The organism is Pseudomonas sp. NY5710, from assembly GCF_013305665.1.
GTDB classification, from domain to species: domain Bacteria; phylum Pseudomonadota; class Gammaproteobacteria; order Pseudomonadales; family Pseudomonadaceae; genus Aquipseudomonas; species Aquipseudomonas juntendi.
Genome location: NZ_CP045554.1, coordinates 5,232,374 through 5,249,035, shown reverse-complemented (window position 1 = coordinate 5,249,035; position 16,662 = coordinate 5,232,374). Strand labels below are relative to the sequence as shown.

Annotated in this window: 15 protein-coding genes; 13 read left to right on the top strand and 2 right to left on the bottom strand. The window is 62.9% G+C overall.

Annotation, left to right across the window (positions count from 1 at the left end; genetic code table 11):
* Positions 1–69: 69 nt before the first annotated feature.
* The 12 genes from GEV39_RS24135 to GEV39_RS24080 all read left to right on the top strand — a co-directional run bounded on the left by GEV39_RS24135 (position 70) and on the right by GEV39_RS24080 (position 12,762).
* The gene (locus tag GEV39_RS24135) at positions 70–348 is read left to right on the top strand and encodes a DUF3077 domain-containing protein (protein ID WP_249414306.1); all 279 of its coding nucleotides are present in this window, start codon (positions 70–72) and stop codon (positions 346–348) included.
* Positions 349–562: 214 nt separating this feature from the next.
* On the top strand, positions 563–1,651 hold the full coding sequence (locus GEV39_RS24130) for an efflux RND transporter periplasmic adaptor subunit (RefSeq protein ID WP_173891494.1): 1,089 nt from the start codon (positions 563–565) through the stop codon (positions 1,649–1,651).
* On the top strand, positions 1,648–2,715 hold the full coding sequence (locus tag GEV39_RS24125; RefSeq protein ID WP_173891493.1) for an efflux RND transporter periplasmic adaptor subunit: 1,068 nt from the start codon (positions 1,648–1,650) through the stop codon (positions 2,713–2,715). Before GEV39_RS24130 ends, GEV39_RS24125 begins: the two co-directional genes overlap by 4 nt.
* The gene (locus GEV39_RS24120; protein ID WP_173891492.1) at positions 2,712–5,765 is read left to right on the top strand and encodes an efflux RND transporter permease subunit; all 3,054 of its coding nucleotides are present in this window, start codon (positions 2,712–2,714) and stop codon (positions 5,763–5,765) included. Before GEV39_RS24125 ends, GEV39_RS24120 begins: the two co-directional genes overlap by 4 nt.
* A gap of 243 nt (positions 5,766–6,008) precedes the next feature.
* On the top strand, positions 6,009–6,191 hold the full coding sequence (oscA, locus tag GEV39_RS24115; protein ID WP_110679511.1) for a sulfur starvation response protein OscA: 183 nt from the start codon (positions 6,009–6,011) through the stop codon (positions 6,189–6,191).
* A gap of 47 nt (positions 6,192–6,238) precedes the next feature.
* Positions 6,239–7,246, top strand: coding sequence for a sulfate ABC transporter substrate-binding protein (locus GEV39_RS24110; RefSeq protein ID WP_173891491.1), 1,008 nt, complete (start codon positions 6,239–6,241; stop codon positions 7,244–7,246).
* A gap of 198 nt (positions 7,247–7,444) precedes the next feature.
* The gene (gene cysT, locus GEV39_RS24105) at positions 7,445–8,263 is read left to right on the top strand and encodes a sulfate ABC transporter permease subunit CysT (RefSeq protein WP_009683704.1); all 819 of its coding nucleotides are present in this window, start codon (positions 7,445–7,447) and stop codon (positions 8,261–8,263) included.
* A gap of 11 nt (positions 8,264–8,274) precedes the next feature.
* Positions 8,275–9,147, top strand: a complete 873-nt coding sequence (gene cysW / locus GEV39_RS24100) for a sulfate ABC transporter permease subunit CysW (RefSeq protein WP_009683703.1) — start codon at positions 8,275–8,277, stop codon at positions 9,145–9,147.
* Positions 9,148–9,150: 3 nt separating this feature from the next.
* Complete coding sequence (locus tag GEV39_RS24095) at positions 9,151–10,140, top strand: sulfate/molybdate ABC transporter ATP-binding protein (RefSeq protein WP_173891490.1); 990 nt, start codon at positions 9,151–9,153, stop codon at positions 10,138–10,140.
* Between the two features lie 202 nt (positions 10,141–10,342).
* Positions 10,343–10,924: an alpha/beta hydrolase gene (locus GEV39_RS24090; RefSeq protein ID WP_173891489.1), complete on the top strand. Its 582-nt coding sequence runs from the start codon at positions 10,343–10,345 to the stop codon at positions 10,922–10,924.
* A gap of 48 nt (positions 10,925–10,972) precedes the next feature.
* Positions 10,973–11,815: a sigma 54-interacting transcriptional regulator gene (locus GEV39_RS24085; RefSeq protein ID WP_173891488.1), complete on the top strand. Its 843-nt coding sequence runs from the start codon at positions 10,973–10,975 to the stop codon at positions 11,813–11,815.
* 161 nt (positions 11,816–11,976) lie between these two features.
* The gene (locus tag GEV39_RS24080; RefSeq protein WP_173891487.1) at positions 11,977–12,762 is read left to right on the top strand and encodes a MetQ/NlpA family ABC transporter substrate-binding protein; all 786 of its coding nucleotides are present in this window, start codon (positions 11,977–11,979) and stop codon (positions 12,760–12,762) included.
* Between the two features lie 162 nt (positions 12,763–12,924).
* On the opposite strand, the gene GEV39_RS24075 is transcribed toward GEV39_RS24080, so the two are convergent.
* Positions 12,925–15,288, bottom strand: coding sequence for a penicillin acylase family protein (locus tag GEV39_RS24075; protein ID WP_173891486.1), 2,364 nt, complete (start codon positions 15,286–15,288; stop codon positions 12,925–12,927).
* A gap of 86 nt (positions 15,289–15,374) precedes the next feature.
* On the opposite strand from GEV39_RS24075, the gene GEV39_RS24070 reads away from it, so the two are divergent.
* Complete coding sequence (locus GEV39_RS24070; protein WP_110679517.1) at positions 15,375–15,941, top strand: sugar O-acetyltransferase; 567 nt, start codon at positions 15,375–15,377, stop codon at positions 15,939–15,941.
* On the opposite strand, the gene GEV39_RS24065 is transcribed toward GEV39_RS24070, so the two are convergent.
* Entirely contained in the window at positions 15,920–16,489 is a 570-nt protein-coding gene (locus GEV39_RS24065; protein WP_173891485.1) for a DUF6436 domain-containing protein, read from the bottom strand. The genes GEV39_RS24070 and GEV39_RS24065 overlap by 22 nt on opposite strands.
* Positions 16,490–16,662: the final 173 nt, after the last annotated feature.

Sequence of the window (16,662 nt, the reverse complement as noted above, 5' to 3'; positions counted from 1 at the left end):
GTACGGCTGCCACCCCTTGTCGTGAGAAAGACGAGTTGGTGGTCCAATTAACGACATTGGATTCCAACCATGACCAAGCACGACCTTGATTCTGCCCATCCGAGCTACAGCAGCACTGTCGGTAAAGAAACCTGCATGGACCTTTTCCGCGTACAGGCCAACATCTCCTTCAATCATGCTTTCTCCGAACTCTCCGTCATGCTCGGCTGTATCAATTACCTGACAACCGAAGCCGAGATGGAAAATGATCGGCTGGCAGGTAGTGCAGCAAGAATTCTCAGTGGCTTTGCCAAAGCCCTCATTGATGACATTGAGCTTGGCCTCAACAAAGCCTCAGTTCAGGTCTGACCTGTACCGGCCCTTTCGCGGGCTTGCCCGCTCCTACAGGTACAGCGCAAGCCTCAGGGGCTGCGCTTTTCCTGTGGGAGCGGGCGTGCCCGCGAAGAGGCCGGCGCAAGCGCCGAAACTGCCGAACTGATCCCCGTCAGTGATGTTTATCGAACCCTGAACTACGCTGACAGTCGCATCCCACAAACCATTTGTGCGCAAGCAAGGAGCCTGCATGACGTTGATACGTCCGCTGTCGGTCGTTTGCCTGGGGCTGCTGTGCATGCTCGCCGGGTGTAGCAAGGAAGAGGTGCCTGAAACATTGCCGCGGGTGGGCGTGCAGCAGGTTCAACCCACCGATTTCGCCGCCAGGGTCACCCTGACCGGCGATGTACAGGCGCGGGTGCAGACGGACCTGTCGTTCCGTGTAGGGGGCAAGATCATTTCGCGCAGCGTCGATGTGGGTGACCACGTCAAGGCCAACCAGGTGCTCGCACGCCTGGACCCGAAAGACCTGCAGAACAACGTGAATTCGGCCAAGGCCGAGGTGTTTGCCGCGCAGGCGCGGGTCACCCAGACCCGTGCGGCCTTCGTGCGCCAGCAAAAACTGCTGCCCAAGGGCTACACCAGCAAAAGCGAATACGATGCCGCCGAAGCGGCGCTGCGCAGCAACCAGAGCGCGCTCAAGGCGGCCCAGGCGCAACTGGCCAGTGCCAATGAACAACTCGGCTACACCGCGCTGGTCTCCGAGGCCGCCGGGGTGATCACCGCGCGGCAGGCCGAAGTAGGCCAGGTGGTGCAGGCGACCATGCCGATCTTCAGCCTGGCCGTCGATGGCGACCGCGATGCCGTGTTCAATGTGTACGAATCCTTGCTGGTGGCACCGCCCGGCAACGCCGAAATACTCGTCCACCTGCTGGACAACCCCAAGGTCCAGGCGCGCGGCGTGATTCGCGAAATCACGCCCACCGTGTCGGCGCAAAGCGGCACGGTACAGGTCAAGGTGGCCCTGAAGGATGTACCCGCCGAAATGCAGCTGGGCGCGCCGGTGACGGCCAGCACCAATACCGTGGGGCGGCCGAGCATCGAGCTGCCGTGGTCGGCCTTGACCAAGGCCCTGCACGCACCTGCCGTGTGGGTAGTGGGTGAGGGTGACAAGGTCGAACTGCGCAAGGTCGAAGTCGGCCGCTACCTGACAGGCAAGGTGGTCATCGCCAGCGGCTTGCAGGCGGGCGAAACCGTGGTGGTCAACGGCAGCCAGCTGTTGCACCCCGGCATGCAGGTGGAGAAGGTGGATGCCAAACGCCCAGGGGGTGAGCTATGACACGGCTGCTGCTGATACTGGCAGCCGGCATGCTGCTGGCTGCCTGCGAGGGTGACGAGCAAGCCCCAGAGCCGATCCGGCCGGTGCTGTCGGTGAAGGTCGAGCCGCAGGTGCAGACGCACCTGGGCCGCTTCGCTGGCAATATCGAGGCACGCTTCGAGAGCACCTTGGGCTTCCGCGTAGCCGGGCGCATTGCCCGGCGTTGGCTGGACGTGGGAGCCCAGGTCAAACCGGGCGATACCTTGGCCACCCTCGACCCCACCGACCAGCAGAACCAACTGCGTGCCGCCGAAGGCGACCTGGCCAGGGTGCAGGCGCAATGGATCAACGCCCAGGCCGATGCCCGTCGCCAGCAACAGCTGTACGACCGTGGGGTGGGGGCCCAGGCGCAGCTGGATGTCGCCCAGACCAACCTGAAAACCACCAGCGCGACGCTGGAGCAGGCGCGCGCCTCTGTCAGCCAGGCCCGCGACCAGCTCGGCTACAGCACCCTGCGTAGTGACCATGCAGCGGTCATCACGGCCTGGCAGGCCGAGGCCGGGCAGACGGTCACCGCCGGGCAGGCCGTGGTGACCCTGGCCCGGCCTGATGTGAAGGAGGCGGTGATCGACCTGCCGATCAGCCTGGCAGAGCAACTGGACAAAGGGCTGACCTTCACCGTTGCCTCGCAACTCGACCCGACCATCAACACCACCGCTACCCTGCGCGAGCTGGAGCCGCAGGCCGACCCCACGACCCGTACCCGCCGTGCGCGCCTGACCTTGGCAAACACCCCGGCAGCCTTCCACCTGGGCACCGCGGTCAGTGTGACCCTGACCTCGCAAGTGTCGCCGCGCAGCGAGCTGCCCTTGAGTGCCTTGCTCGAACGCGATGGCAAGACCCAGGTGTGGGTCATCGACACCCGGGAGAAAACGGTCGGCACCCGTGACGTGACCCTGATCGACCGTACTTCCGACAGCATCGTCGTGGCCTCTGGCGTGCAGCCTGGTGAACGTGTGGTGACTGCGGGCGTGAACAGCCTCAAGCCTGGCCAGAAGGTCGCTTTCGACGAGGATGCGCAATGAAAGGAAGCTTCAACCTGTCCGACTGGGCACTCAAGCATCAATCGTTCGTCTGGTACCTGATGTTCGTCGCCCTGTTGATGGGGATTTTTTCCTACTTCAACCTGGGCCGTGAAGAAGACCCGTCGTTCACCATCAAGACCATGGTCATCCAGACCCGCTGGCCCGGTGCGACCCAAGACGAGACCCTGTACCAGGTCACCGACCGTATCGAGAAGAAGCTCGAAGAACTCGACTCGCTCGACTACACCAAGAGCTACACCCGGCCGGGCGAATCCACGGTCTACGTGTACCTGCGTGATACCACCAAGGCCGAGGATATCCCGCAAATCTGGTACCAGGTGCGCAAGAAGATCCAGGACATCCGTGGCCAGTTCCCTGCTGGCATCCAGGGGCCTGGGTTCAACGACGAGTTCGGCGATGTGTTCGGTTCGATCTATGCCTTCACCGCCGACGGCCTTACCCTGCGCCAGCTGCGTGACTATGTGGAGCAGGCCCGGGCAGAAGTGCGCGATGTACCCAATATCGGCAAGATCGAGTTCATCGGCACCCAGGATGAAGTGCTGTACCTGAACTTCTCCACCCGCAAGCTGGCCGCCCTGGGCATTGACCAGCGCCAGGTGATGCAGGCCCTGCAGGCGCAGAACGCGGTCACCCCGGCGGGGGTGATAGAGGCCGGGCCAGAGCGCATCTCGGTGCGAACCTCCGGGCAGTTCGCCTCGGAAAAGGACCTGCAAACCGTCAACCTGAAGATCAATGACCGCTTCTTCCGCCTGGCCGATATTGCCGCTATCGAGCGCGGTTATGTCGACCCGCCTTCACCGATGTTCCGCTACAACGGCCAGACCGCCATTGGTCTGGCCATTGGCATGAAGGCCGGCGGCAACGTGCAGGAGTTCGGCGCCGCACTGAAAAAACGCATGGATCAGGTGATCCAGGACCTGCCGATAGGCGTTGGCGTGCACACCGTGTCGGACCAGGCCGTGGTCGTCAAGAAAGCGGTTGGCGGCTTCACCAGCGCGTTGTTCGAAGCGGTGGTGATCGTGCTGGCGGTAAGCTTTGTCAGCCTAGGCATGCGCGCGGGGCTGGTGGTGGCCTGCTCGATACCCTTGGTGCTGGCGATGGTGTTCGTGTTCATGGAATACAGCGGTATCACCATGCAGCGGATTTCGCTGGGCGCGCTGATCATTGCCCTGGGCTTGCTGGTGGACGATGCGATGATCACCGTGGAGGTCATGGTCACCCGGCTGGAAATGGGCGAAAGCAAGGAGCAGGCGGCCACGTTCGCCTACACCTCCACGGCCTTCCCGATGCTTACCGGTACCCTGGTGACGGTGGCCGGCTTCGTGCCGATCGGCCTTAACGCCAGTTCCGCAGGCGAGTACACCTTCACCTTGTTCGCGGTAATCGCCGTGGCCTTGCTGGTGTCCTGGGTGGTGGCGGTGTTCTTCGCCCCGGTGCTGGGGGTGCACATTCTGAGCAGCAGCAAGGTCAAGGCTCACGAAGCCAAGCCTGGGCGCGTGGCCAGGGCGTTCGAGGGTGGGCTGCTGTGGTGCATGCGCCATCGCTGGCTGACCATCATCGGTACCATCCTGCTGTTTGCCCTGGCGCTGTTCAGCATGCGCTTCGTGCAGAACCAGTTCTTCCCCGCGTCGGACCGCCCGGAGATCCTGGTCGACCTGAACCTGCCGCAGAACGCTTCTATCGAGGAGACGCGCAAGGTGGTCGACCGCTTCGAGGCGCGCCTGAAGGACGACCCGGACCTGGTGCACTGGAGCACCTACATCGGCCAGGGCGCCGTGCGGTTCTACCTGCCGCTCGACCAGCAGTTGCAAAACCCGTATTACGCCCAGCTGGTGATTGTCAGCAAGGGCTTGGAAGAGCGCCAGGGCATGATCGAGCGCTTGCAGAAAATCCTGCATGAAGAGTTCGTCGGCATCGGCACCAACGTGCAATCGCTGGAAATGGGCCCACCGGTGGGGCGGCCGATCCAGTACCGCGTCAGCGGCACCAGTATCGACGAGGTGCGCAAGCACGCCATCGACCTGGCGACCTTGCTCAACCAGAACCGCAACATAGGCGAGATGATCTACGACTGGAACGAGCCTGGCAAAGTACTGCGCGTGGACATTGCCCAGGACAAGGCGCGCCAGCTGGGGCTGTCGTCGGAAGATGTGGCCAACGTGATGAACAGCATCGTCAGCGGTGTGCAGATCACCCAGGTCAACGACAGCATCTACCTGATCGACGTGGTCGCGCGTGCCGAGGACAGCGAGCGTGGTTCGCCCGATACCCTGCAGAACTTGCAGATCCTGACCTCCAACGGCACCTCGATTCCGCTGCTGTCGTTCGCCACCGTGCGCTACGAGCTGGAACAGCCGCTGGTATGGCGGCGTGACCGCAAGCCAACCATCACCATCAAGGCCTCGGTCAACGGCGACATTCAACCCACCGACCTGGTGGCGCAACTGAAGCCGAAAATCGACGAGTTCGCCAGCAAACTGCCGGTAGGCTACGAAGTGGCCACGGGCGGCACCGTGGAGGAGAGTGGCAAGGCCCAAGGGCCGATCGCCAAGGTCATCCCGCTGATGCTGTTCCTCATGGCCACGTTCCTGATGATCCAGCTGCACAGCGTGCAGAAGCTGTTCCTGGTAATCAGCGTGGCGCCACTGGGGCTGATCGGCGTGGTGCTGGCGCTGGTGCCTACCGGTACGCCAATGGGCTTCGTGGCGATTCTCGGCATCCTGGCGCTGGCCGGTATCATCATCCGCAACTCGGTGATTCTGGTTACCCAGATCGATGAATTCGAGGCGCAGGGCTATGCGCCTTGGGACGCGGTGGTGGAGGCCACCAACCACCGTCGCCGGCCGATCCTGCTGACGGCAGCCGCAGCGAGCCTGGGCATGATCCCGATTGCACGTGAAGTGTTCTGGGGGCCGATGGCCTACGCCATGATTGGCGGCATCATCAGTGCAACGCTGCTGACGCTGCTGTTCCTGCCGGCCTTGTACGTGGCCTGGTACAAAATCCGCGAGCCACAGAAGCAAAACTGAAGGCTCAAGGCCCGATCGCCGGCAAGCCAGCTTCCACAGGGGCCTCACAAAACTGGGAGGCAGTGACAATCCTGTGGGAGCCGGCTGGTTGGCGATAGGGCCCTCGAACCAGAAAAGAAAATGGTTATATAAAAATTCTTAAATAGTATTTTTAAGAATAAAACCGCCTCTCTATTATTGCCCTCAAGCCAGGCAATACCCCGTCAAATCCCTGCCCGGCATCTCACGCCAAGGAGAACGAGCATGAGTGCATCGCTGCGTAATATCGATGGTCAGGACGAAGCCAGCCTTTTGCGGGAGATCCAGAACGCCCTGCGCGACCTGCGCTTCGGCGCGGTGGAGATCACGGTGCATAACGCTCAGGTCGTGCAGATCGAGCGCAAGGAGAAGTTCCGCCTGCAACAGCCGGGCAACAAGGCCGGCTGAGCCCACCCCCTTTCAAAACTAGAACAAATGCCATCGGGAGCTTCACCATGTCCATCCGCCGTTATGCGCTCGCCGCCCTGGCCAGTGCCGTTTTTGCCGGTTCCGCCATCGCCAAGGATTACGAACTGCTGAACGTGTCATACGACCCCACCCGTGAGCTGTACCAGCAATACAACGCCGAGTTCATCCAGCATTGGCAGCAGGCCCACCCGGGCGATACGGTGAAGATCCAGCAATCCCACGGCGGCTCGGGCAAGCAGGGCCGGGCGGTGATCGACGGTCTGCGTGCTGACGTGGTGACCCTGGCGCTGGCCGGTGATATCGACGAAATCGCCAAGCTGGGCAAGACCTTGCCGGAGAACTGGCAAACCCGCCTGCCGGACGCCAGCACCCCCTATACCTCGACCATCGTGTTCCTGGTGCGCAAGGGCAACCCGAAAGGCATCAAGGACTGGGGCGACCTGATCAAGAACGACGTGTCGGTGATTACCCCCAACCCGAAAACATCTGGCGGCGCACGCTGGAACTTCCTTGCCGCCTGGGCTTACGGCCTGAAAACCGGCGGCAGTGAAGACAAGGCCAAGGCCTACGTGCAGGAACTGTTCAAGCACGTGCCGGTGCTGGATACCGGCGCGCGCGGTTCTACCATCACCTTCGTCAACAATGGCCAGGGCGACGTGTTGTTAGCCTGGGAAAACGAAGCTTTCCTGGCGCTGAAGGAAGACGGCGGTGCCGACAAGTTCGAGATCGTCGTGCCGTCGCTGTCGATTCTTGCCGAGCCGCCGGTGGCGGTGGTGGACAAGAACGCCGAGAAGAAGGGCAATACCGCGATTGCCACCGAATACCTCAAACACCTGTACAGCCCGGCCGGGCAAAAAATTGCCGCGCAGAACTTCTACCGCCCGCGTGATGAAAAGGTCGCTGCCGAGTTTGGCAAGCAGTTCCCGAAACTGGACCTGGTGACCATCGACAAGGACTTTGGTGGCTGGAAGACTGCACAACCGAAATTCTTCAATGATGGCGGTGTGTTCGACCAGATCTATCAGGCACAGTAACCGGCCAGGGAAAAGCGGGGCCGCGCCGCGGCCCATCGCCGGCAAGCCAGCTCCCACAGGGATCGCGCAGCCTTCAGGCCTGTGGTAATCCTGTGGGAGCTGGCTTGCCGGCGATGGGCTGCCACGCAGCCCAGGATTCAAAAGCCTGTACCGACCCCGGCTCGATACAGGGCCGAGTGCATTCAACCAGGGATATTTATGTCACGTCGCATTTCCCCCGTCATACCCGGCTTCGGGCTGACGCTGGGCTACACCTTGGTGTACCTCAGCCTGATCGTGCTGATACCGCTGGCGGCCATGTTCATCCATGCCTCGCAGCTGACCTTCGAGCAGTTCTGGAACATCATCAGTGCGCCGCGGGTAATCGCCGCGCTCAAACTGAGTTTCGGCACTGCCCTGTTCGCGGCCATTATCAATGGTGTGATTGGCACCCTGCTGGCCTGGGTGCTGGTGCGCTACACCTTCCCGGGGCGCAAGGTCATCGATGCGATGATCGACCTGCCGTTCGCGCTGCCCACGGCCGTTGCCGGTATCGCCCTGACCGCGCTTTACGCCCCCCAGGGCTGGGTCGGTCAGTTCGCCACCGACCTGGGCTTCAAGATCGCCTACACCCCACTGGGCATCACCCTGGCGCTGACGTTCGTCACCCTGCCGTTCGTGGTGCGCACCGTGCAGCCGGTTCTGGCCGACATCCCGCGTGAAGTGGAAGAGGCTGCGGCCTGCCTGGGCGCCAAGCCGCTGCAGGTGTTCCGCCACATCCTGGCGCCGGCCCTGCTGCCCGCCTGGCTGACCGGCTTTGCCCTGGCCTTCGCCCGTGGCGTGGGCGAGTACGGTTCGGTGATTTTCATTGCTGGCAACATGCCAATGAAGACCGAGATCCTGCCGCTGCTGATCATGGTCAAGCTCGACCAGTACGACTACACCGGGGCGACCGCCATTGGCGTGTTGATGCTGGTGGTTTCCTTCATCCTGCTGCTGCTGATCAACCTGCTGCAGCGCCGTATCGAAACCCCTTGAAGGAGGCCGGCATGTCCAGTTCATCCCTGAGTGCAAGCGCGGCCGCCAACGCCGCCCGCCGCGGCAGCGCCACTTCGCGGCGTATCCTGATCGGCCTTGGTTGGCTGGTGTTCGTGCTGTTTTTGCTGTTGCCCCTGGTCATTGTGGTATCGCAGGCGCTGAAGAACGGTTTTGGCACCTTCTTCGAGGCGATCCTCGAACCCGACGCCTTGTCGGCGCTGAAACTGACCCTGCTCGCCGTGGCCATCTCGGTGCCGTTGAACCTGGTGTTCGGGGTAAGCGCCGCCTGGTGCGTGAGCAAGTACACCTTCCGCGGCAAGAGCATCCTGGTCACCCTGATCGACCTGCCGTTCTCGGTGTCGCCGGTGATCGCCGGCCTGGTCTACGTGCTGATGTTCGGCGCGCAGGGCCTGTTCGGGCCGTGGCTGCAAGACCACGATATTCAAATAGTCTTCGCCCTGCCGGGCATCGTTTTGGCGACCATTTTCGTCACCGTGCCGTTCGTGGCCCGTGAGCTGATCCCGCTGATGCAGGAGCAGGGCACGCAAGAGGAGGAGGCCGCGCGGCTGCTCGGCGCCAACGGCTGGCAGATGTTCTGGCACGTGACCCTGCCGAACATCAAGTGGGGGCTGATCTACGGCGTGGTGCTGTGTACTGCGCGGGCCATGGGCGAGTTTGGCGCGGTGTCGGTGGTGTCCGGCCACATTCGTGGCGTGACCAACACCCTGCCGCTGCACGTGGAAATTCTCTACAACGAGTACAACCACGTCGCAGCCTTCAGCGTGGCCAGCCTGTTGCTGATCCTGGCGCTCTTCATCCTGCTGCTCAAGCAGTGGAGCGAGAACCGTATTAACCGCCTGCGCCACGGCGCCGCGGAGGAATGACTCATGTCGATCGAAGTTCGTAACGTCAGCAAGCGCTTCAACAGCTTCCAGGCCCTGGACAACATCACCCTGGACATCAACAGCGGCGAGCTGGTGGCCTTGCTCGGCCCTTCCGGCTGCGGCAAGACCACCTTGCTGCGCATCATCGCCGGCCTGGAAACCCCGGACCAGGGCAACATCGTGTTCCATGGGGAGGACGTGTCGGGCCGCGATGTGCGCGACCGCAACGTGGGGTTCGTTTTCCAGCACTACGCACTGTTCCGCCACATGAGCGTGTTCGACAACGTGGCGTTCGGCCTGCGCATGAAGCCCAAGGGCGAGCGCCCAAGCGAAAGCAGGATCGCCGAGAAAGTGCATGAGCTGCTGAACATGGTGCAACTGGACTGGTTGTCCGACCGCTACCCTGAGCAGTTGTCGGGTGGCCAGCGTCAGCGCATCGCCCTGGCCCGGGCACTGGCGGTGGAGCCCAAGGTGCTGCTGCTGGATGAGCCGTTCGGTGCGCTGGATGCCAAGGTGCGCAAAGAACTGCGCCGCTGGCTCGCGCGGCTGCACGAAGACATCAACCTGACCTCGGTATTCGTCACCCACGACCAGGAAGAAGCCATGGAGGTGGCAGACCGCATCGTGGTGATGAACAAAGGCGTGATCGAGCAGATCGGTTCGCCGGGCGAGGTGTATGAGCAGCCGGCCAACGATTTCGTGTACCACTTCCTCGGTGACTCCAACCGCCTGGCGTTGAGCGAAGGGCACCATGTGCTGTTCCGGCCGCACGAGGTGTCTTTGTCGCGCCATGAAACCGAAGGCCACCATGCGGCCGAAGTGCGCGACATTCGGCCGTTGGGCGCGACTACCCGGGTGACCCTGAAGGTGGAAGGGCAGAGCGAGTTGATCGAAGCCGAAGTGGTCAAGGACCACGATAGCCTGACCGGCCTGGCGCGTGGTGAGACGCTGTTCTTCCGGCCGAAGGTTTGGCAGAAGCTGGCGGATATCTGAGTCGCGGTGGCTGATGCAAAGCCCGGGGTTGGTCCCGGGCTTTTTTGTGCCTGTGAGATTGCCGGGGCTGCTTTGCAGCCCGTCGCGGCGCAAGGCCGTGCATGGAATTTTGGTTATTAATAAATAGCTTCTTATTCCTTTACGAATATAACCCTGTCCTTATACTGGCCTCCAAGCACGCAAACTTACTGGAGGCGTCCCCATGCGCAATGAGTCGATTCGTTACCTGATTGTGCCGGGCTGGCAAGGATCGCCGGACCACCACTGGCAAAGCCACTGGCAACGCACCCTGCCCAACAGCGCGCGGGTCGAGCAGCATGACTGGTTGACCCCGCAACGCCAGGACTGGGTGCAGGCGCTGGAACAGGCGATTGCCGCCGAGACCTCGCCAGTCATCCTGATCGCCCATAGCCTAGGCTGCATCACCGTCGCCCATTGGGCCGCGCAGGCCAGCCCGGCGTTGCTGCGGCGGGTGAGGGGGGCGTTGCTGGTGGCGCCTGCGGACGTCGAGCGGCCCGCCTGTGCGTCGGCGCTGCGCAACTTTGCGCCGATTCCGCTCGGGGTGTTGCCATTTCCCAGCCAGGTTGTCAGCTCGGACAACGACCCTGCCGTGAGCGTGCCGCGGGCGTTATACCTGGCCCAGGCCTGGGGTGCCGAAGCGGGCTTGCTGAGCAACGCCGGGCACATCAACGTCAAGTCCGGGCATGAGCGCTGGGAACAAGGCTTCGCCTACTTGTATCGCTTGCAAAGCCGGGTCGAGCAGCGGGCACTGCGCCGCGCCTGATTGGCCCCTGTACGCCCGGCCACCGCAGGCCTGGGGCGGGAGTTTTTCATGACTTTCCAAAACCCGTTTGGCCAGCCGCTGCTGACCTTTCCTGAACTGGACAAAAGCCCGTTGAGCATCCGTGCCAAGGCATTGGTGTTCATCGACCCACGCTCGCAGCGGCTGCGCGATGAGCTTGAGCTCCTGGCGCCGCAACCCTTGCCGGTGCTGATTCGTGGCGAGACCGGTACCGGCAAGGAGCTGCTGGCGCGGCAGATCCACCGTACCAGCGACCGTAGCGGGCTGTTCGTGTCTGTCAACTGCGCGGCCATCAGCCCGACCTATGCCGACGCCGAGTTGTTCGGCTATAGCGCTGGCAGCCATGGCGGTACGGCCAGCAGCCGCGCCGGCTGGTTTGGCTCGGCCAACGGCGGCACGCTTTACCTGGACGAAATCGCCGACTTGCCGCTGGCCATCCAGGGCAAGCTGCTGGCAGCGCTGGAGAACCGTGAGGTGATGCGTGTTGGGGCGCAACAACCACAGCCGGTGGATGTAAGGCTGGTAGCCGCCAGCAGCATCGACCTGGCTCGGGTGGTGCGTGCCGGTCGCTTCAACGAGCGGCTCTACCACTACCTGCATGAAGGCGCGCTGGAGCTGCCGCCATTGCGCGAGCGGCCAGGCGATATCCTGCCGTTGGCCGAGTATTTCGTGGGTATCTACAGTACCCGGCTGCAGCGCCCGGTGCCCCTGGTGAGCGAGGCCGCGCAGCAGGTGCTGGAATGCCACCCGTGGCCGGGCAATACCCGCGAGCTGGAGAATGTCATTCACTTTGCCTTGCTGGTAAATGATAGCGCCGAGCTGTTGCCCCATGACTTCGACCTGCCAAGACCGCTGGCGAGCCATGGCTCATAAGCAAAACCCGTAGTGACTGTGTTTTTTGGAATAACTAGCGAAATAAAAGATATTGTTACGGAATAAAAATTCTAGGTATTGTCCGCCTCACGCCCACTGGTGAAGCGGTTGGGCAGCCGATTCGCCATCGCCGATGGCCCAGATTCAGAATAAGGACCACCATGAAGAAGACCCTGCTGACCACCGCCCTGGCCGCCGCCCTGGCGTTTTCCGGCCTGGCCGCCGCTGCCGAGAAACTGGTGGTTGCCGCTACCCCGGTACCGCACGCCGAAATCCTCGAGCTGATCAAGCCTACCCTGGCCAAAGAAGGGGTGGACCTGCAGATCAAGGTCTTCACCGACTACGTGCAGCCGAACGTGCAGGTGGACCAGAAGCGCCTGGACGCCAACTACTTCCAGACGCTGCCTTACCTGAAGAGCTTCAATGAAGGCAAGGGCACCCACCTGGTAACCGTGGTTGGCGTGCACGTCGAACCGTTCGGTGGCTATTCAAAGAAGGTCAAGAGCCTGAGCGAGCTGAAAGAGGGCGCCACCGTTGCCATTCCGAATGAAGGGAGCAACAGCGGGCGTGCACTGATCCTGCTGCAGAAGGCCGGCCTGATTACCCTGAAGGACCCGAAGAACGCCCTGGCCACCCCCAAGGACATTGCCGAGAACCCGAAGAACCTGAAGTTCCGCGAGCTTGAGTCGGCCATGCTGCCACGCGTGCTGGACCAGGTGGACCTGGACATGATCAACACCAACTACGCCCTCGAAGCCGGCTTGAACCCGGCCAAGGATGCGCTGGTGATCGAAGGTGCCGACTCGCCGTACGTGAACTTCCTGGTCGCGCGCCCGGACAACAAGGACAGTGATGCCATGCAGAAACTGGCCAAGGCCCTGACCAGCCCGCAAGTGAAGGCGTTCATCGCCAAGAAGTACCAGGGCGCCGTACTACCGGCGTTCTGATCCGCCAGCAGTCATCGAAAAAACGCCGACGCCCATGTGTCGGCGTTTTTGCTTCCGGCCGCAGCGCCCCTACCAAATCGCCATCTTGTAGGAGCGGCCTTGTGTCGCGATGGGCTGCAAAGCAGCCCCGGCAATCTCAAAGCTACATACCAACCAGAGCAATCACTGCGCCGGCACCAGCCTGAGCGTGCTCTGCGCCGGAATCACCCCCATCTGCGCCTTCTGATACCGCCCTTGCACATACCCCTCGGCCTGGTCTGCGTAATGCCGGTCGAAGGGCACGCCACTCTGCCCGACCGGGTTGGTGGTCAGCGCCTGCCCGGCATCGGCAAAGTCGATCAGCCGCCGCGTCGAGGGCCCGTAGGTGACCGGCCATGGCGCCGGGCCGATTTTCGCCGACAGGTTGTTCGGTACTTCATGTGTACCGGGGGCGGCGAATGGCCCAACGTTGAACAGCAGGTTCAGCGGCTTTTTCACCCCCAGGGGGTGGTTGTGGGTCAAGGTATGGGCCTTGCCCCATTGCCAGCGCGCCGGGTCGTCGCCCAGGGTGTCGCGCAGGTGCTTCAGGCTGTTGTGCCATGCCGTACGCACCACTTGGGTCCGGTCGGTGCGCTGGTTGCCACCCCGGGTATTCCACCAGGGCGAATCGGCATCCGCCGCCAGCCGTGGCAAGGCGGCGTCGATGGCGCGGGTACTGATCAGTACCGGGAACCAGCTATCGCCCAGTTCATCATGCAGGGCCGAGTAGGCCAGCTCGTAAAGGAACTGGTTGAACAGGGTGGCGCTGGTCGAGTCCAGCGGGTAATCGCCCGCCCAGGCGGCCAGTTGTTCCACCAGTTCCTTCTCTTCATCACCTTCGGCTATGGCGCGCAGGGTCGCCAGCAGCGGGGCCAGCGTGCGCGGGCCATAGTCGTTGGTGGTGTCCAGCTGTAGCGCCTGGCTGTTCTGGGTGTCCCACTTCACCTCAGGGTTGGCCAGCTGGCGATCGAGCTGGCGGCCACGATCGGGCAGGTTGTAGTACCCCGGTATCGGCACCGCCGCCGGTGGCTGGTAATTGGCCGAGACGATATAGCCGCGGGCCGGGTTCTCCTGCTGCGGGTTGGCGCTGAAGGGGTAGAAACCGAGCTTGTCGGCCTGGCTGCTGGCGCCGTCGAGGATGAACGCCGGGTCGACGCCGGCTGGGCGTATCGGCAACTTCGCTGCCGCCCACCAGCCGATATCACCGCGGGCGTTGGCCCAGACAAAGTTCAGCCCCGGCGCATGGACCTTGGCTGTCGCTTCGCGCATCTTGCCCAGAGAGTCGGCGCGGTTGAGCTGGTAGAAACCCTCGAGGATCGGGTTTTCGGTTTCGAGAAACGCCCACCACAGGGCTACTGGCGTGGTGCCGGCGATATTGCCCAGTACATCGTTGACGATGGGGCCATGGGGCGAGCGACGCAGGTTGAGGGTGACTGGCGCTTCACCCTTTACCGCAATCTGCTGCTGGGTGGTTTCCAGTGTGTGCCACCGGCCATCGACCATGACCTGGTTGCTGTCGGCCGGGTTGGTGCGTTCGGCGATCAGGTCGACATCATCGTTCTGGAACATGGTCAGGCTCCAGCCGAAGTCGCGGTTGTGGCCGAGCAGGGCGAACGGGTTGAGCGCCTGGAAGTAGCCGTACAGGTTGAAGCCGGGTGCCGACAGTTCGGCCTCGTACCACACCGCCGGTACTGCAAAACTGATGTGCGGGTCGCCTGCCAGCAACGGCCTGCCACTGCGTGTGCGGCTACCGGCGACGGCCCAGGCATTGCTGCCCTCGAACTGCGGAATGCCGGCATCGCCCAGTGCTTCGTGGCTGAGCCGGGCCAGGCCTTCGAGGCTGCGCCAGTCGGCCGCCGCCAGCGGTTTGCCCAGGGCCCCCTCGGGCTGCCAGCCCAGGTCGAAAATGTTCAGGTAGTCAGGGCCCAACTGGTCGCGGATGTAGGTCAGCGCCGGTTCGGTGCGAAACGCTGCGGCAAAACTGTACGCCAGGTAGCCGGCAATACTCAGGGTGTCTTCGGCGGTGAACGGGCGTGGGGTGATACCGAGCAGGTCGAACTCCACCGGCTTGGGGTGGCTGGCCTGCCAGCGGTTGACCCCGTCGAGGTAGGCTTGCAAGGCCAGGGCGGCCGGCGATTGCGGGTCTTGGCGCCTGGCCATCAGCGCGGCTTGCTCGCGTATGCGCAGGCTGCGGAACAGCGTGTCGGTGGGCAGCAGCTTGTCGCCCAGCACCTCGGCCAGTTCTCCACGTGCCAGGCGGCGCATGATCTCCATTTGAAACAGCCGGTCCTGGGCATGCACATAGCCCAGCGCACGGTACAGGTCCGCCTCGTTCTGCGCTTGCAGGTGCGGCACGCCGCGGCTGTCGTAGCGCACGCTGACCGGTGCCTGCAGGCCGGCCATCGCCACTTCGCCTTCACGCTGTGGCAGCTTGCCCTGTGCATACCAGTAACCAGCGCCAGCGGCCGCGGCAACAACCACGGCCAATAGGGTCAGGCTGCGCTTCATGCAGACTCCTTGAGCTATCTACGAAAAAATAGGGTCCGACCTTGGGTGGATGCGCGAACGAGCACTGCCCCCAGGAAGGAGTTTCCATGGCACTCAGCGAAAAACAGAAGATGCTTACCGGTCAGCTCTACCACGCTGGCTGCCCTGAATTGCAGGCCGAGCAGATCGCCAGCAAGCACTGGATGCACCGCTACAATAACAGCGTGGAACTGCTTAACGACGCCCGTCATGGCTTGCTGCGCGAGCATTTTTGCCATGTGGGCGAGGGCACCGTGATCCGCCCACCCTTCTACTGCGACTATGGCTACAACATCCGCGTCGGCCGCAACACCTTCATCAATTTCAACTGCGTGATGCTCGACGTGGTGCCGGTGTCTATCGGCGATGACTGCCAGGTCGGCCCCAATGTGCAGATCTACGCTGCCGACCACCCGCTGGACCCCGACGTGCGGCGCAGCGGGCTGGAAAGCGGGCGCCCCGTGACCATCGGCAACAATGTGTGGATCGGCGGTGCGGCGATCATTCTGCCGGGTGTGACCATTGGCGATAACGCGGTGGTCGGTGCCGGCAGCGTGGTGACCCGGGATGTGCCGGCCGGTGCCACGGTGGTGGGTAACCCCGCACGGGTGCGTCAGCCTGCCCAAGGGCAATAGCAGCCAATCGCCAGGGTATTGGAGGCGCTGACCTGGCGGCCGTCGAGCAGTGCCTTGAGAACAGGTTCGATGAAGCTGTTGCTGGCATTGCAGACAGCGCCTTCGCTGTAGGGGCCGAAATAGACCAGGCGACCTCGCCGATCCCAGATGGCCACGGCCGGCGAGGCGGGCAGGTGTTCGCTACCGGGCAGGCTGCCCAGCGGTTGCAGCCCGGTAAGGTTGGCCGGCAGCTGGCCATGGCTGCCGGGCTTTTGCAGCACGTGGAAAGCCACGCCCTGTTCCGCGAACTGGCTGACCAGGTCGGCAAGGTGCTGTTGATTGCCGACATTGCAAGGGCAGGCTGGGTCCCAGAAGTGCACCACACGGATCGGGCCCGGGCCGGCCAGCTCGGCGGGGAGCTGTAACTGGCTGCCGTCGAACAGCGTGGCCTGGTTGTCGAAGGGGCGCAGGTAACGGGCCTGGAAGGTGGTGTAGACCTGCCAAAGGGTGGCGGCGCAGAGCAGCAGGGCGAGGCTCATCAGGGCAGGTTTGGCGAGGCGGGTTTGCATGGATATCTGCTGGTATTTTTGTGGTGGGTTCACTGGCCCTGCCGCCCGCAAGGCAGCCCCCACAGGTTGTCAACGGCCTGAGGCCTGGTGATATCCCTGTGGGAGCTGGCTTGCCGGCGATAGGGCCAGTACAGGTAATGCATGGCCGAAGCTTGCCACGATGCCGGCCAGAG

Excerpts from the sequence above, each read along its gene's own strand:
- GEV39_RS24120 (WP_173891492.1), top strand. The coding sequence starts at position 2,712 with ATGAAAGGAAGCTTCAACCTGTCCGACTGGGCACTCAAGCATCAATCG.
- GEV39_RS24110 (WP_173891491.1), top strand. The coding sequence starts at position 6,239 with ATGTCCATCCGCCGTTATGCGCTCGCCGCCCTGGCCAGTGCCGTTTTT.
- GEV39_RS24125 (WP_173891493.1), top strand. The coding sequence starts at position 1,648 with ATGACACGGCTGCTGCTGATACTGGCAGCCGGCATGCTGCTGGCTGCC.
- GEV39_RS24085 (WP_173891488.1), top strand. The coding sequence starts at position 10,973 with ATGACTTTCCAAAACCCGTTTGGCCAGCCGCTGCTGACCTTTCCTGAA.
- cysW (WP_009683703.1), top strand. The coding sequence starts at position 8,275 with ATGTCCAGTTCATCCCTGAGTGCAAGCGCGGCCGCCAACGCCGCCCGC.
- GEV39_RS24090 (WP_173891489.1), top strand. The coding sequence starts at position 10,343 with ATGCGCAATGAGTCGATTCGTTACCTGATTGTGCCGGGCTGGCAAGGA.
- GEV39_RS24075 (WP_173891486.1), bottom strand. The coding sequence starts at position 15,288 with ATGAAGCGCAGCCTGACCCTATTGGCCGTGGTTGTTGCCGCGGCCGCT.
- oscA (WP_110679511.1), top strand. The coding sequence starts at position 6,009 with ATGAGTGCATCGCTGCGTAATATCGATGGTCAGGACGAAGCCAGCCTT.
- GEV39_RS24130 (WP_173891494.1), top strand. The coding sequence starts at position 563 with ATGACGTTGATACGTCCGCTGTCGGTCGTTTGCCTGGGGCTGCTGTGC.
- GEV39_RS24065 (WP_173891485.1), bottom strand. The coding sequence starts at position 16,489 with ATGCAAACCCGCCTCGCCAAACCTGCCCTGATGAGCCTCGCCCTGCTG.
- GEV39_RS24135 (WP_249414306.1), top strand. The coding sequence starts at position 70 with ATGACCAAGCACGACCTTGATTCTGCCCATCCGAGCTACAGCAGCACT.
- cysT (WP_009683704.1), top strand. The coding sequence starts at position 7,445 with ATGTCACGTCGCATTTCCCCCGTCATACCCGGCTTCGGGCTGACGCTG.
- GEV39_RS24080 (WP_173891487.1), top strand. The coding sequence starts at position 11,977 with ATGAAGAAGACCCTGCTGACCACCGCCCTGGCCGCCGCCCTGGCGTTT.
- GEV39_RS24095 (WP_173891490.1), top strand. The coding sequence starts at position 9,151 with ATGTCGATCGAAGTTCGTAACGTCAGCAAGCGCTTCAACAGCTTCCAG.
- GEV39_RS24070 (WP_110679517.1), top strand. The coding sequence starts at position 15,375 with ATGGCACTCAGCGAAAAACAGAAGATGCTTACCGGTCAGCTCTACCAC.